Raw genomic sequence first — 14,938 nt, 5'->3', positions numbered from 1 at the left:
GGATTCAACAAAATGAAAAAAGTTCTCTCCACCATCACCGCTGCTCTCGTCGCCATTTCTTTCGCCGGTATCGTCTGCGCTGCCGAGCCCGTCAAGACTGAGGCTCCTGTTGCTCCCGCCGCTGGCGAAGTGAAGAAAGAAGAGAAGAAGCCGGCTAAGGCCCACAAGAAGCACAAGAAGGCCAAGAAAGCCAAGAAAGCCGTGAAGAAGGAAGAAGCTCCGGCTGCTGCTCCTGCTGAAGCTCCTGCCGCGAAGTAATTCCGTTTTCAGCCGAACAAAAAAAGCCGCTTCTTCGGGAGCGGCTTTTTTTCTTTGATGATTTGTCCCCGATGTATGGATTCCATGCGTTACAGATTTATCAACCGCAGGCAGTTGCATCATTAATCCTGCACAGCGAGTAACTTATGCGTATTGTGACGATCATCCTGGCCCTTGCAGTTTTCACTGCCGCCTCTTCCCTCTCGTACGCATCACCCTCGAAGACCCTTGAGGGGACTGTTGCCAAGGTTCTGGACGGTGACACGCTCTTGCTGCTGTCCGGTGCAAGAACCGTAAAGGTCCGGCTGTTCGGTATCGATGCTCCCGAAGTTCGTCGAAAGTTGCGGCCGGGGCAACCCTTCGGTTCGGAAGCCAAGCAGGCTCTGGAGAAAAAGGTTGCCGGGAAAAAGGTCGTCGTTGATGTGGTCGATGTGGACAAGAACCTTTTGGTCATCGGCGTGCTCACAACTGAGGGGCGGGATATCGACCGCGAGATGATAGAAGAGGGGTGGGCCTGGGCCTACCGGCAACGCCTCAGGGAGCCCTTCACGTCACGGTATGTTTCCGCCGAGAATAAAGCGAGGAAAACGCGCCTGGGGCTGTGGAGGCAGGAAAACCCCCAGCCCCCCTGGTCCTTCAGGTTTGAGCAGAAGATTCACTGAGCATCTGTGGTTTCGCTGATGAGGGCGGTGAAAGCCGAGGAAGTATCCCACTGTCGATAGATGTGGTGACTCGAAAAGCAGAAATGCTCTTGGGGCGGCCCGTGAGGTCGCCCTTGACGTTTGTAGGCTCACGGATTCCCATGGGGTATCGCCGTGAGACTTTCTTTCAGATCGGCAATAGCCTGTTCAAGCGTGGCGATGTGCGCCTCAAGTTCCTGGAGCTCGCAGTTCACGTTCAGCATCTGGGCGGTCTCCTGAATGGTGCCGATGTGCAGTCCGATCACTTCATTAACACGTGTGGTTTCGATATGCGTCATACTGTCCTCCCGTTACCTGTCAGGGTTCTCGGATGCTTCCCTTTGCGAGGGTTTGACTGTAGATAACGGTAACAGTTACCACCTGAATGTCAATCACCATGCCCGCGACGGAATGGGTGTGCAGCGGGAATCAGGGTAGGCCGTGCAGCTCGTGGCTCTTGCGAAGATAATAGGAGTAATCCCCCTCGTAGACCCGCATCTCGCCGTGATCCACCTCGAAGACCCGGTCCACCAGGGAGCGGAGGAAGTGGCGGTCGTGGCTCACGATGACCACGGTGCCGGCGAAGTTCCGGAGGGCGTCCAGGAGGATCTCCCGGGAGCGGATGTCCAGGTGGTTGGTGGGCTCGTCCAGAACGAGGAAGTTGACGGGGCGGGCCAGGAGCGTTGCCAGCACCACCCGGCTCTTCTCCCCGCCGGAGAGGTTTTCGACCCGCTTGTCCACGGTATCCCCCTGAAAGAGGAAGGCCGCCAGGAGGTTGCGGATGACGCCGATGTTCGCCAGGGGCATGGCCTCCTGCACGGTCTCGAAGACGGTCTTCTTCGGGTCGAGAACCTCCATGGCGTGCTGGCTGAAGTAGCCCAGCTCCACGTTGGCCCCGATGGTCACGGTGCCGGTCGTGGGCTCGGTCTGCCCCGCCAGGACTTTGAGGAAGGTAGACTTCCCCGCGCCGTTCACCCCCACCACAGCGATCTTGTTGAGCCGCCGGATGATGCCCGAAACGCCGCCGAAGACCGGTTTCTCCCCCCCGTCCGGGGTCTGCCAGACCTTCCCCAGATTCTCCATCACTACCACGTCCTCGCCGCTTCTCGGCGGCTCGCTGAACTCGAAACGGACCATTCGCTCCTCGGCGGGGATCTCGATCCGTTCGATCTTCTCCAGCTTCTTCACCCGTGACTGCACCTGGGCCGCGTGGGAGGCACGGGCGGCGAACCGGGCGATGAATTCCTCCTCCTTGGCAAGCATCTCCTGCTGGCGCTTGTGGCTTGCCAGGAGCTGCTCCCGCCGGATGTCCCGCTCCCGCTCGTAGAAATCGTAGTTGCCGCCGTAGGTGGTGACCGTCCTGTTGGCCACCTCGATGATGCGGGTCACGATCCGGTTCATGAAGTCCCGATCGTGGCTCGTCATGAGGAGCGCCCCGTCGAAGTCGTTGGCCAGCCACTCCTCCAGCCAGATAATGGACTCCACGTCCAGGTGGTTGGTGGGCTCGTCCAGGAGAAGGACGTCGGGCTTGAGGGTAAGGATCTTCGCCAGGGCGATCCGCATCTTCCACCCGCCGCTGAAGGACTCCACCGGGTGATGGAAACGGTCCGGCCCGATGCCGAGGCCGGTGAGAACCGTCTGGGCGCGGGTGTCGAGGTCGTAGCCTCCCCGGTGCTCGAACTCCTCCTGGGCCGCGCCGTAGCGCTCCAGGAGCGCCGCCATTTCGTCGTCGGATTGGGGCTCGCACATGGCCGCCTCCATCTCCTTTAGCTCGGCGGCGAGCCTGACCGTCTCCGCCGAGCCGGCCATGACCTCCTCCAGGGCAGAACGGCCCGCCATCTCCCCCACGTCCTGGGAGAAGTAGCCGACGGTCGTCTTCTTCGCGCAGGTCATCTCGCCGGCGTCCACCTCTTCTTCGCCGGTGATGATCCGGAAGATGGTGGTCTTGCCGGCGCCGTTGGGGCCAACCAGGCCGGTGCGGGTGCCAGGGAGGATCTGGAAGCTGGCGTCCCGGAACAGGACTTGGGCGCCGTGCTGTTTGGTGATGTTCGAGAGGTGAATCATGGGGTGCTCCCGTGCGTGAAATGGAAAGGAGAAGCTGTTAGCACGGGAGCACCGGGGGAGCAACTTAAATTTCGTCAAGGAGGGGAAGCGGGTGACGGAAACCCGGATCATTCCTCGCGGTAGAGAAAGGAGAGTTCCTTGCGGACCTGGTCGGGATCGGCGGTGTTGAGCTCCACGATATTGCGCAGGTGGATCATGGAGTCAATGTCAATTTTCAGAAGTTTGACACCGAGGAACTGGTCACGGAGGTGGGCAACCTCTGCCTCGAAGTGGACGACGATATCCGAGTTGACGAGGACGAAGGAGACGGTACAGGCATCGCCACGCCTGCATTGCGGAGGCCCGGAAAGCTTGAGCAGCGCGCCTTTGAGGCAGATGTCGACCACCTCGGCCCCGTGCTGCTTCCCTCCAAATTCAATGGTGGATTCCGTGGTGAATGGTACCCTCTGGAAATGCCTCTGCTCAGTCACATCCATCCCTCACCCCCTACGAACATGTCATTTCATGAATGGTTGTAATGCACAGTTGATGCCTTTGCAACAGAAGAGATGAAAAAAGGCGATGCCTCCGGAGGAGCATCGCCTTGGGCTGAACTATGAAACCGTGCAGCTTACTTGATGTCAGAAGTGCAGAAAGCGCATTTGGTGGCCTTGATGGGAACGGCCGACAGGCAGTGGGGGCACTCCTTGGTGTTGGGTGGAGCGGGTGCCGGCTCTTTCTTGAAACGGTTGATCTGCTTGATGACCATGAAGATGACGAAGGCGATGATAATGAAGTCGATCAGTGTGTTGATGAAGACGCCGTAGCTGATGACCGGGGCTCCGGCATCCTTGGCGGCCTTGAGGCTGTCGAAGGGTTTGCCGGAAAGGTTTATGAACAGGTCGGTGAAGTTCACCTTCCCCATGATAAGCCCGAGGGGAGGCATGACGATGTCGCTGACGAATGACGTGACGATCTTGCCGAACGCACCACCAATAATCACACCGACCGCCAGGTCAACCACATTCCCCTTGACCGCGAACTCCTTGAACTCTTCCATCATTCCCATGGCTAACCTCCTTGTTGACGTATTGTTGCTGGTATTGCCGCAAAATTATTAATGAGATACTATCAGCCGTTTCCCTGCAAGTAAAGCAGGTTAACTAATTTTTTTGCATCTACTCACGCCAGACCGAATTGCTGGAGCACTGAAGCGGGGGCCTGGTCGAAGCGGGAGAACTCCATGGTGAACCCGCCGCGCCCCTTGGTGGCGCTCCGCAGCTCGGTCATGTAGCCGAACATCTCGGCCAGGGGGACGAGTGCCCGGATCGCCTCGGTGTTCCCCTGGGTGATGATTCCCTCTACCCGTCCCCGCTTCTGCTGGACCGATCCGAGAACCTTGCCGGCATACTCGGTGGGGGTGATGATCTCCAGATCCATGAGGGGTTCCAGGAGGGTTGGCGCACCGTCACGGGCTGCGCGCATGAGTCCCCGGCCTGCGGCAGCCCGCACCCCGCCCTCGGTGGTGACGCCCTGTTCCACCGGCACGGTAATCACCCGCACCTCCAGGTCGGTGAGGGGGTAGCCGGTGACGCAGCCGGTGGAGGCCCCCCGGGTGAGGCTTTCGGTGAGCGCTGTGTGCAATTCCCTGGTGATGCCGAGAACCTCTGCCGGCGGTACCACGATCCGTACCCCTTCTCCCCGGTGAAGGGGGGCCAGCCGCAGGTGCACTTCTCCCCCCTGGACCTTCCCCTCGAACTCGGTCCGGAAGACCTCTTGGCGTTCCGCCGGACGGGTGATGGTTTCCCGGTAAACCACCTGGGGACGGCCGGTCTTCACCTGAACGCCGAACTCACGTCCCAGGCGGTCGGTGACCACCTCCAGGTGCAGTTCCCCCATTCCCGTGAGGATCGTCTGGCCGGTCTCCTCGTCCTCGTGGACCCGGAAGGTGGGGTCTTCCCACTGGAGCTTTTCCAGGGCCGGAAGGAGCTTGTCCCGGTCGTCGACCCCTCTAGGCTCAACGGCCAGGGCCACCACGGGCTCCGGCACCGTGAGGCCGGAGAGGAGCACCTTGTGGGCCGGATCGCAGAGGGTGTCGCCGGTGAGCACTTCCTTGAGGCCGATGGCGGCCACGATGTCTCCGGCCAGGGCTTCGTCGATCGGCTCCCGCTTGTGGGCGTGCATCCTAAAGAGGCGCGCCGCCTTCTCGAAACAGCCGCGGTTGCTGTTCCAGAGGGCTCCTCCCGCCTTCACGGTCCCCGAATAGATGCGGAGATAGGTGAGTTTTCTCCCTTCGTCCGCCTGGACCTTGAAGGCGAGGGCGCACAGCGGGCCGGCCGGATCGCAGGGGAGGGAGTCAACGGCTTCGCCATCGGGGCGTTGCCCGGTTACCGGAGGGATGTCGCGGGGGGAGGGGAGGTAGGCGGCCACGGCATCGAGGAGGGGCTGGATCCCCCTGTTGCGCAGGGCCGTTCCCAGGAATACCGGAACGATCCGGCACGCTATGGTTCCTTTCCGGATCGCCGCGCGGATCCGTTCCGCCGCGATCGCCGTCCCTTCAAGGAAATCGGCGAGGATGGCGTCATCGAAGTCAGCGGCGGCCTCTATGAGTTCTTCCCGCACGGCCATGGCTTCACCGGCGATCTCTGCGGGAATGGGGTGGCGCTCCACGGTGCTTCCCTGGTCGGCCTCGCTGAAGGTGAGGAATTCTCCTGCGATGAGGTCCACAACGCCGGCGAAGGAGGCCTCAACTCCCACCGGCAGCTGCAGGAGTACCGGCCTAGCGCCCAGTTTCTCCTCCATCTGCCGGAGGGTTTCCCGGTAGTCGGCGCCGACCCGGTCCATCTTGTTGATGAAGCAGATGCGGGGAACCTGGTAGCGGTCGGCCTGACGCCAGACCGACTCGCTCTGGGGCTGTACCCCTTCCACGGCACTGAAGATGGCCACGGCGCCGTCGAGGGCGCGCAAGCTCCGTTCCACCTCGATGGTGAAGTCGATGTGGCCGGGGGTGTCGATGAGGTTGATCCACCATGCACCCCAACGGCAGACCGTGGCGGTGGAGGTGATGGTGATTCCCCGCTCCTGCTCCTGGGGCATCCAGTCCATGACTGCCTCACCGTCGTGAACCTCTCCTATTTTGTGGGTTTCTCCGGTGTAGAAGAGGATCCTCTCGGAGACCGTGGTTTTGCCGGCGTCGATGTGGGAGATTATGCCGATGTTGCGGATGGAGTCGAGGGGCGGGTGCTGCATTGGGCCTCCAATGGCGCGGATTTCCGGACAAGTATAGCGAAACGGCGCGGCGAGGCAAGGATTGTTATAACCATAATCCGAACGTGATTTGGTGTTCGGGCATATTTTGAGTTGCCATAATTTCATGGGCAATCTTTGGTTGTATTGTGGACGATAAAAGTGTAGATTATGTCCTGCGTGGTGTGACAATTTAAGACAAAAGAGGTAGACAATGATGTTCGACCCGCAAAGCGTGCGGATAGACGGGGTGTACGAGCAACGGCAACCGGGCAATTTCATGCTCCGGATCAAGGTTCCGGCAGGGATCATCTCCACGGAACAGGCCCTCAGGGTGGCTGAGATCGCCGACCGGTTCGCCGGCGGTTCGGTTCATCTGACTACCCGGGGAAGTATTGAGCTCCATTGGCTGAAACAGGAAAACCTGGCGGAAGCATGGCGGATGCTGGCATCGGTGGGACTGACCACGCGGGGAGCATGCGGCGGCGCGGTGCGCGGCGTGGTCTGCGCCATGCCCGGCGATGCCGGCTATGGCGCTGCCCAACTCCTGGCGCGCCGGCTTCTGGCGCATTTCACCCACAACCCCCGGTTCGAAGGGCTCCCCAAGAAGTTCAAGATCGGCGTATTCACCGGTTACGGTGACGGGCGGCACCTGATCCAGGACCTTTCCGTCATTCTTCGGGAAGGGGCCGATGGGAACAGCAGCTATGACGTTTGGATCGCGGGAGGGCTCGGACGGGAGCCCCACGCATCCTTTCTCCTGGAAGAGGGAGTTGCGGGAGAGCGCCTCATCCCCCTGGCCGAGGCGATCATTTCCCTGTACCGGGAATTGACCCCCAAGGGGAAGCGGCTCAAGCATCTCGTGCGGGAACGAGGTCGTGAGGAGTTCGTGAAGCTCGTTCGGGAGCGTGTCGCGGCGATTCCCCCTCTCTCCCTCGGCGCAGGGCTTGCCACCCCCCTGACGTCTGCCCCTCGCGAGGGAGCGGCCGAGCGGCTCACGGCGGGGATATTTGCCGGCGAACTGGGGACGAAGAGGTTTGTTGACCTTGCGGAGATCGCACGGCAGTATGCAGGGGGCTACATGGTCGTCACAGGGGAACAGAATGTCCTGTTTATCCTCGATGATGGGGCGCTACGCGATGATGCGGCCCGGGCCCTGGCGGCGGCCGGCTTTGGCTGCGATTCTCCGGCGGAGAGGGTTTGCTTCCGGATCTGCCCCGGCAACCACGAGTGCAAGATGGGTCTCTCGCCAACCCGCGATGTGGCCCGGGAGCTTGCCGGTACTCTGGGGGAGGCGGGGGAACGCCTCTCCTGGTCCATTTGCGGCTGCCCCAACTCCTGCTCCCATCCCCAACTGGCCGACGTGGGGATAGCCACCGTGAAAAGTGTCAAGGACGAACAGGGCGAGCGGCATCCCCTCTTCGATCTCTATCGCCGCTACGGCACCGACGGCTTCGGCGTTGTAGTCCGTCATGGTATCGGCATTGACGAGCTTCTGGAGGCGGTGCGAGAGATCGGGTGAGGTGGTGAAGGAATGGAATAGCCTGAATCTCTGATGGATTCAGAAATAGCACGGTAAGGGCTAAGGCCGGGGGATTCAATTCTCCCGGCCTTTTTGTGTTCATTGGGTACGGTCTTTCCTCTGTATTGGGATAATTTATTGACCGTAAGAGTGGCGGGACTATACATCCGGTGCGGTATCAGTGTATGCTTGCGTATTGATTAGGCTGCACTAACTGCTGATAGTGATGAAGGGGTTAGCTGATGAACGTATCAAAAATATGCATGCATGCCTTGCTTCTTTTCGCGGTTCCCCTTGCCGGTTGCAAGGGAGACGAAGCGAAGAAGTCCCCGGCGGTGAAACCGCCGGTGGCGGTGGAGGTCATTGCCGTTGCCCCCCGGGACCTGGTGGAAGGGGTCGAGGTGACCGGCAGCCTGGAACCGAAGTTCTATGCCGATGTGAAGACCCAGATTCCGGGGCTCGTGAAGCAGGTCTATGTGACTGAATGGCTGCGGGTCCGCAAGGGGACCCCCCTTGCCCGAATCGACGTGGCCGAGGCGGAGGCAATGGTGAAGCGGGCTGAGGCGTCGGTGGAGTCGGCCCGGGCCGGCTTGGCCCAGGCCCAGGTGGGGGCAAACCGGGCGGAGCGGGAGCTGACCCGGATTCTCAAACTGAAGGAATCGGGGCTCGCGACTCAGCAGGGGGTAGACGACGCCCGCACCGAGTCGGCCGCGGCTCAGGCCAGGATAGAGGCGGCCCAGGCCCAGATCCGGGTGGCCCAGGAAGAGGTGCGCCAGGCCCGGGCACGGCAGGCAAAGGGGCTTGTGGTCTCTCCCCTCGATGGAGTAGTGGCCCTGCGGGATGTGAACGTGGGGGATCTGGCAAGCGACGCCGCCGCCAGCAAGCCCATATTCCGGATAGTGGACAACCGTGTCCTTAACCTGACGGTCACCGTTCCCTCGGCCGATTCGGCCCGGGTCAAGGTGGGACAGCCGCTGGAGTTCACCGTGGACGCCCTCCCCGGGAAAACCTTCATGGGCAGGGTGATGTACATCAATCCGGAACTCTCCTCTGCCGACCGGTCGCTGCGGGTGATCGCCGAAGTGAGAAATGACGGAGACCGCCTCAAGGGAGGGCTCTTCGCCAAGGGACGGATTATCACTGGCCAGCGGCCCAAGGTGGTTCAGGTCCCCCGTGGGGCCTTGACCACGTGGGATACGGCGGCCCGGAAGGGGAACCTGTTCATTGTCGCCGGCACCACCGCGAAGCTCAGGCAGGTGGAGACCGGAGCCGTCAGCGGCGATTCAGTGGAGATCGTGAAAGGGGTAGGGGCCGGCGAGCAGATCGTGGCCCGCGGAGGCTTCAACCTCAAGGACGGGGATACGGTTTCCGTTGCCGGTGGAAGGAAGTAGCGGATGATCCTCTCCGATCTTTCCATCAAGCGTCCCATCTTTGCCGCAGTGATGATGCTGGTGCTTGTGACCCTCGGCATCTTCTCCTACCGGCGGCTCTCGGTGGAGATGTATCCCAATGTGGAGTTTCCGGTCATCTCCATCGTCACCAAGTATCCCGGCGCCAGCCCCGAGACCGTGGAACGGGAGGTCTCCAAGCGGATCGAGGAGGCGGTGAACCAGATTGCCGGGGTGAAGCACGTCTTCTCCTATTCTCGGGAGAGCGTCTCCACGGTGGTGGTCCAGTTCCGGCTGGAGGAGCGGATCAATGAGGTGTCCCAGGAGGCCCGGGCCAAGATCAATTCCGTGCGGGGAGAGCTTCCCACCGGCATAGAAGACCCCGTTATCCAAAAGATCGATTTCAACGCCCTGCCGGTAGTGTCCCTGGCGCTCCAGTCCGGAAGCCTCTCACAGCGGGAGCTGACAACGCTCATGGACAAGCGGATCAGAAAGCGTTTCGAGGGTGTGGCCGGGGTCGGTAAGGTGGAGGTAGTGGGAGGGGCCAAGCGCGAGGTGAGTGTCCACGTGGACCCGGTGCGGCTGGAGTCCCTGGGGCTCGGAGTAAACGACGTGGTGGCGGGGCTTCAGAGTGAGAACGTGAACACTCCCCTTGGCCGCATCACCCGGGGAGGAGTCGAGTATCCCCTCCGCATCGAGGGAAAGCCGGACCGCGTGGCCGACTACCGCGCCATGGTCATCGCCCAGAAGGGGGGGCGCCCCGTAACCCTGGGGGAAGTGGCCACCGTCACCGACGGGGTGGAGGAGCGGCGGACCCTGGCCCTGGTGAACGGAGCGCCGGCCATCGGTATCGACATCTACAAGCAGTCGGGGGCCAACCAGGTGGAGGTGGTGGATAACGTCAGGAAGACCATGGAGAAGGTGCGGCGGGAGCTTCCGCCGGGGGTCGAACTCTCCCTGGTGCGCGATGGCTCCATCATGACCCGCCAATCTTTGGCCGACGTGGAGGAAACCCTTGTCGTCGGCGGCATTCTCACCATCATCATCGTCTTCCTGTTCATCAACTCCTGGCGCTCCACGGTCATCACCGGGGTGACGCTCCCCATCTCGGTCATCTCCGCCTTCATTGTCATGAACGCCATGGGGATGACCCTCAATGTCATGACCCTCATGGCGCTCTCCCTTGCCATCGGGCTCCTCATCGACGATGCCATCGTGGTGCGGGAGAATATTGTCCGGCACCTGGAGATGGGGAAGGACCACATGGAGGCCTCGCGGTTCGGCACCAGCGAGATCGGTCTGGCGGTTTTCGCCACGACTATGTCGATTCTTGCGGTTTTTGTGCCCGTGGCTTTCATGAAGGGGATCGTGGGGCGCTTCTTTTTCCCCTTCGGCATCACGGTTTCCTTCGCAGTGCTGGTGTCGCTCTTCGTCTCCTTCACCCTGGATCCGATGCTCTCTTCCCGCTGGCACGACCCGGCAATCCATGCCCACGGCAAACGGAAGGGGCTTGCCCGCTGGCTCGAAACCTTCAACGACTGGTTCGACCGGAGCGCCGACCGCTACCGCCTCGCCATCGCCTGGGCACTAGACCACCGCAAAACGGTGGTCGCCACGGCTGGCATCACCTTTTTCCTGGGGCTTGCCCTCATGGGGACCCTGGAATCATCATTCATGGTCGACGAGGATACGAGCGAGTTCCAGGTTTCGTTCAAGTCCGCCCCCGAGGCCAGCATCTCCGAAACCGAGGATCGGCTTAACCGGGTGCTGGCGGCACTGAAGGGCATTCCCGAGATCGACCATTCCTATGCCACCATCGGGGCCGGCGACAGCGGCACGGTGCGCGACGGGCTTCTCTACATGAAGCTGAAGGAAAAATCGGCCCGCAATCGGAGCCAGTTCGAGATAGAGCGCCTGGTGCGCGAGCGGCTGCGGCAGGTGGCCGGCATCACCTTTTCCATCGAAAAGGTGGGGGTCATCGCGAGCACGGCGAAACCCCTGAACGTTGACCTGAAAGGGGACGATATCGCCCTCCTCAAGAAGTACGCGGCCCAGCTCAAGGAGCTGATGTATACCATCCCGGGGATCGTCGACATCTCCGCCACCCTGGAGCACGACATCCCCGAGTACCGGCTCCGGGTCGACCGGGAGAAGGCCCTCTCTGCGGGCGTCTCCAGTAACGACGTTGTCATGTCCCTTTCCCGCCTCGTGGGGGGGGAGGCGGTCACTACCTACGAGGACGAGGACGGCGATGCCGTGGACGTTCGGGTCCGGCTTCCCGAGGGGCTGCGCGAGAATCCGGCCCAAGTGCGGGATTTGAAGATCTCGGTGCCTGACGGCGCGGGCGGCACCAAGCTGATACCTCTGGCGAGCGTCAGCACCGAAACCGTCGCCGCCACCCCCACCGAGGTGAACCGCCGCGACCAGTCGCGTCTTGTGACGGTGTCGGCGAACCTGGACCGGCTCCCCATCGGCACGGCGGTGAAGAAGGTGGAAGGGGTTTCGAAGAAGATCACCATGGAGCCGGGGTACAGCATCAACTTCTCCGGCGAGGCCGAGGATATGGCCGAATCCTTCGGCTACATGGGAGAATCGCTCATGCTGGCCGTGGTATTCGTCTTCCTTATTCTGGCCGCCCAGTTCGAGTCGTTCTTCGAGCCCCTGGCAATCATGCTGTCGCTGCCGCTCTCCATCGTCGGCATGGCCGGCATGCTGAAACTGACCGGCGACACCATCAATATCATGGTGCTCATCGGCCTCATCATGCTCATGGGACTTGTCACCAAGAACGCCATTCTGTTGGTGGACTACGCGAAGGTTCTCCGGCGGCGGGATGGCCTCCCGCGCCGGGAGGCGATTATCGAGGCGGGGCGGACGAGACTCCGCCCCATCGTCATGACCACCCTGGCCATGATCTTCGGCATGCTGCCGCTCTTTCTTGGTATCGGCGCTGGCGGCGAGGGGCGTGCTCCCATGGCCCGTGCCGTTATCGGCGGGCTCATCACCTCGTCGCTCCTCACCCTCATCGTCGTGCCGGTCATGTACACCTACATGGACGACCTGGCGCTGTGGCTCAGGCGAAAGTGGCGGGGTGAGGAGCAACGGAGTAACGGAGGGACAGGCATTTCATGACTGACCAACGCTTTGATGATACCGGGAAGAGTGGCATTTACAGGGCGCTCGAGAATAAATTGAGGATTTTCTCCGTTGCTCCGTTGCTCTGTGTTATTTGGCTTTTGCATGGTATCAGTATGGCCGCCGAGCATCGTGTCCTCACCCTCGATCAGGCCCTGGAGGTGGCTGCGGAGCGTAACCGCGACATCCTCAAGGCAAAGGAATTCCACAACCAGGTGAGGGGGCGCTATGTGGAGGAACGGTCTGCTGCCCTTCCCCATCTGACGATCACCGGACAGGCTGTCACCCAGCACGACGAGAGCCTCAATGCCTATGCGGACGGATTCATGCCGGTGCGCCAGGATATCTATGGCGCCGAACTCGGTCTCTCTCAGGCTCTCTACACCTGGGGGAAGGTGGGGGCTGCAATCCGGGCGGCAGAGAAGGGGTTTGCCACCGCCGACGAGCAGTTTCGCAGGGCGCGGCAGGATGCCTGGCGCGATGTGTCGGTGGCCTTTTACAATATCCTTCTTGCCAGGGAGCAGCACGCCATTGCTTCCCAGAATCTTGCGCAGAAGGTGCGGCACCAGGATGAGGCCCAGCGCAGGTATGCGGCCGGCGTGGCCACCGATTACGACGTCCTGGCAGCGGATGTTGCGGTGCAAAATGCCATGCCCGACGTGATCCGGGCCGGCAACAGTGTCCGCGTGGCCCGGGACCGGCTCTCCTTCCTCCTGGCCCTGGAGGGTGAGGTGGATGTGACCGGCTCGCTGGAGACTGTGCTGACTACCTATCCCTCCTACGACAAAGCCCTCGCAGTGGCCCGGGATAAACGTCCCGAGCTGAAGGAGATCAAGCATCGCCTCGCCATTGCCGGTGAACTGGTGAAGGTGGCTGACGCCGACGACAAGCCGCGTCTGGACCTGACGGGGAAATACGGATGGCGGCACCTGGAGGTGGGGGACGGTTCCGGGAGCGGCCAGATATGGACCGTGGGCCTTCAGTTGAGTTTTCCCCTGTTCGATGGCCTCAAGACCCGGGGCAAGGTGGCCCAGGCCGAGAGCGAACGGCGAAGCATGCAGATCGACGAGGCTAAACTCCTGGAGTCGGTTGCCCTGGAAATCCGCGATGCGGTCAATGCTGTTCGCGAGTCCGAGGAGATTGTCAAGGCCCTGTCCGGTACGGTGGTCCAGGCGGAGCGCCTTCTGCAGATGGCCGAAAAGGGATTCGAGCTGGGGGTCAAGATTCGGCTGGAGGTGGACGACGCCGAACTGAACCTGCGTCAGGCCCGGGGGAACCTGGCCCGGGCACGGCGCGACTATCTCGTGGCCCGGGTTAATCTGGAGCGGGTCATGGGGGTGCTGGGGGAGGGAAGTCTCTGAACGTTTGAGAGCCGGTGTTTCTTTTGTGTTTCCGATTTGAAATTATCTTGAACTGTGCTTTAATGATATCAGGACAGCTGGTTAGCCTTCACCTCAAAGGAGGTGTGAACCATGAGACACGGAATAGCGCATGATAAGCTCTGCACGATCGAGGATACGAGAACCATCAGTTCCCTGTCGGCCAATGCGACCGTTTCCTGCAGCAAGTGCGGAGTAAAAGCCCATGACCCAGCCGATGTCTGCGATCCGGTGCAGCTTCCGGAGGCGCATACGTTCGGTGACTAGTGAGATAGCCTGCAAAGAAAAAAGCCCGGGAAACCGGGCTTTTTTTGTGTGCTGCCGATACAGTTGTCTGCTCAGGCGGCCTTGGCGGTTGCCTCCGCCTCATACTGCTCCACCAGGTGCAGGTAGTGCTCCGCAAAGCCTGCCGGCGTGCGGGCTTCCGCCGCTTCGTAGCCGCCGACGATCCCCTCGCGCAGTCCCTCCGGAATGACCCGCTCGGCCAGGGGGTAGAGGATGGTGTCCTCCTTGTCGATATGCTCCCGGAGCAGGGTCAGGTAGGCACGGGCATTCTCGGCCAGGGCGCCGGTGCGGGAGGTATCGCCTCCCTCGGCGGCCAGGGCCGCCTCTTCCATGGCCTTCACGTAGGCCCGCCCTTGGTCGTGCTCCATGAGCATGGCCGCCACGGGGCTGTTCTCCCGGGGCATGCCGTTGGTTATGAGGGCCTCGAAGAGGATCTCCTCTTCCTTGGCGTGGTGGAACCGGTCGGCGTAACTCCGGATGAAATCCACCGCATCCCGAAAAAACTGGAAGTTGGTGTATCGCCCCGCCGCGGTGAGGGGAGCGTTACGCTCCAGGAGGGCCAGCATCCGGAGGATCAGCCGGTGCTCCTCCACCAGGGCCTGGGTGATGTCCCGTTTCATGGTCAGTTCCTCCGTTCGCCGTCAATCCCGATGATGAGCGTTTCGACGGGGATATCCCTTCCCGATTTGGCCAGGGCTTGCTGCACCATGAGATCGAGGCCGCGGCAGCAGGGGACTTCCATGATGGCGACGGTGATGCTCTTCACGTCGTTGTCGCGGAAGATGGTGGCAAGTTTTTCCACGTACGTGCCGGACTCGTCCAGCTTGGGGCAGGCGATGGCCAGGGCCTTGTCCTTCAGCAGGTCCTGGTGGAAGGAGCCGAGGGCGAAGGCCACGCAGTCCGCCGAAATGAGGTTCTTCAGGGAATTCCGGGGAAGATTAATAAACAACAACGGCAGCACTGCGGTATCTTGATGGTTCCCCAACCAAAAAAGATCGCAGG

Annotated in this window: 14 protein-coding genes; 7 read left to right on the top strand and 7 right to left on the bottom strand. The window is 61.5% G+C overall.

Going from position 1 to position 14,938, the window contains the following annotated elements; genetic code table 11:
• The first annotated feature begins 12 nt into the window (after nt 1-12).
• On the top strand, nt 13-258 hold the full coding sequence (locus GMET_RS12700; protein ID WP_004514524.1) for a hypothetical protein: 246 nt from the start codon (nt 13-15) through the stop codon (nt 256-258).
• A 146-nt stretch (nt 259-404) separates the two neighbouring features.
• The gene (locus tag GMET_RS12695; RefSeq protein ID WP_004514525.1) at nt 405-920 is read left to right on the top strand and encodes a thermonuclease family protein; all 516 of its coding nucleotides are present in this window, start codon (nt 405-407) and stop codon (nt 918-920) included.
• A 128-nt stretch (nt 921-1,048) separates the two neighbouring features.
• Here the strand turns inward: GMET_RS12695 and GMET_RS12690 are convergent, their stop codons facing one another.
• From GMET_RS12690 to fusA, 5 genes are all read right to left on the bottom strand, one after another.
• Nucleotides 1,049-1,237 carry a hypothetical protein gene (locus tag GMET_RS12690; protein WP_004514526.1) on the bottom strand — a complete coding sequence of 63 codons (189 nt, stop codon included), beginning with the start codon at nt 1,235-1,237 and terminating at the stop codon, nt 1,049-1,051.
• A 130-nt stretch (nt 1,238-1,367) separates the two neighbouring features.
• Nucleotides 1,368-3,002: an ABC-F family ATP-binding cassette domain-containing protein gene (locus GMET_RS12685; RefSeq protein ID WP_004514527.1), complete on the bottom strand. Its 1,635-nt coding sequence runs from the start codon at nt 3,000-3,002 to the stop codon at nt 1,368-1,370.
• A 107-nt stretch (nt 3,003-3,109) separates the two neighbouring features.
• On the bottom strand, nt 3,110-3,478 hold the full coding sequence (locus tag GMET_RS12680) for a PilZ domain-containing protein (RefSeq protein WP_004514528.1): 369 nt from the start codon (nt 3,476-3,478) through the stop codon (nt 3,110-3,112).
• A 134-nt stretch (nt 3,479-3,612) separates the two neighbouring features.
• A complete protein-coding gene (gene mscL, locus GMET_RS12675) occupies nt 3,613-4,050 on the bottom strand; it encodes a large conductance mechanosensitive channel protein MscL (protein ID WP_004514529.1) in 438 nt (145 codons plus the stop codon).
• 113 nt (nt 4,051-4,163) lie between these two features.
• Complete coding sequence (gene fusA / locus GMET_RS12670; protein WP_004514530.1) at nt 4,164-6,230, bottom strand: elongation factor G; 2,067 nt, start codon at nt 6,228-6,230, stop codon at nt 4,164-4,166.
• Between the two features lie 214 nt (nt 6,231-6,444).
• Here fusA and GMET_RS12665 point away from each other — a divergent pair, with 214 nt between their 5' ends.
• From GMET_RS12665 to GMET_RS18855, 5 genes are all read left to right on the top strand, one after another.
• Nucleotides 6,445-7,749 (top strand): nitrite/sulfite reductase, encoded by a 1,305-nt coding sequence (locus tag GMET_RS12665; protein ID WP_315971699.1) that lies wholly within the window; start codon nt 6,445-6,447, stop codon nt 7,747-7,749.
• 242 nt (nt 7,750-7,991) lie between these two features.
• Nucleotides 7,992-9,140: an efflux RND transporter periplasmic adaptor subunit gene (locus GMET_RS12660; RefSeq protein ID WP_011366066.1), complete on the top strand. Its 1,149-nt coding sequence runs from the start codon at nt 7,992-7,994 to the stop codon at nt 9,138-9,140.
• A 3-nt stretch (nt 9,141-9,143) separates the two neighbouring features.
• Nucleotides 9,144-12,269, top strand: coding sequence for an efflux RND transporter permease subunit (locus tag GMET_RS12655; RefSeq protein ID WP_004514533.1), 3,126 nt, complete (start codon nt 9,144-9,146; stop codon nt 12,267-12,269).
• Between the two features lie 119 nt (nt 12,270-12,388).
• Nucleotides 12,389-13,633, top strand: coding sequence for a TolC family protein (locus GMET_RS12650; protein WP_238378925.1), 1,245 nt, complete (start codon nt 12,389-12,391; stop codon nt 13,631-13,633).
• Between the two features lie 111 nt (nt 13,634-13,744).
• Nucleotides 13,745-13,918, top strand: a complete 174-nt coding sequence (locus tag GMET_RS18855) for a hypothetical protein (RefSeq protein WP_004514535.1) — start codon at nt 13,745-13,747, stop codon at nt 13,916-13,918.
• A 71-nt stretch (nt 13,919-13,989) separates the two neighbouring features.
• Here GMET_RS18855 and GMET_RS12645 read toward each other — a convergent pair whose 3' ends face one another.
• A complete protein-coding gene (locus tag GMET_RS12645) occupies nt 13,990-14,556 on the bottom strand; it encodes a hemerythrin domain-containing protein (protein WP_004514812.1) in 567 nt (188 codons plus the stop codon).
• A gap of 2 nt (nt 14,557-14,558) precedes the next feature.
• Nucleotides 14,559-14,885: a hypothetical protein gene (locus GMET_RS12640; RefSeq protein WP_049756808.1), complete on the bottom strand. Its 327-nt coding sequence runs from the start codon at nt 14,883-14,885 to the stop codon at nt 14,559-14,561.
• Nucleotides 14,886-14,938: the final 53 nt, after the last annotated feature.

This window comes from Geobacter metallireducens GS-15 (assembly GCF_000012925.1).
GTDB classification, from domain to species: domain Bacteria; phylum Desulfobacterota; class Desulfuromonadia; order Geobacterales; family Geobacteraceae; genus Geobacter; species Geobacter metallireducens.
The sequence above is the reverse complement of the archived record's forward strand: the minus strand, read 5'-3'. Positions and strand labels throughout refer to the sequence as shown.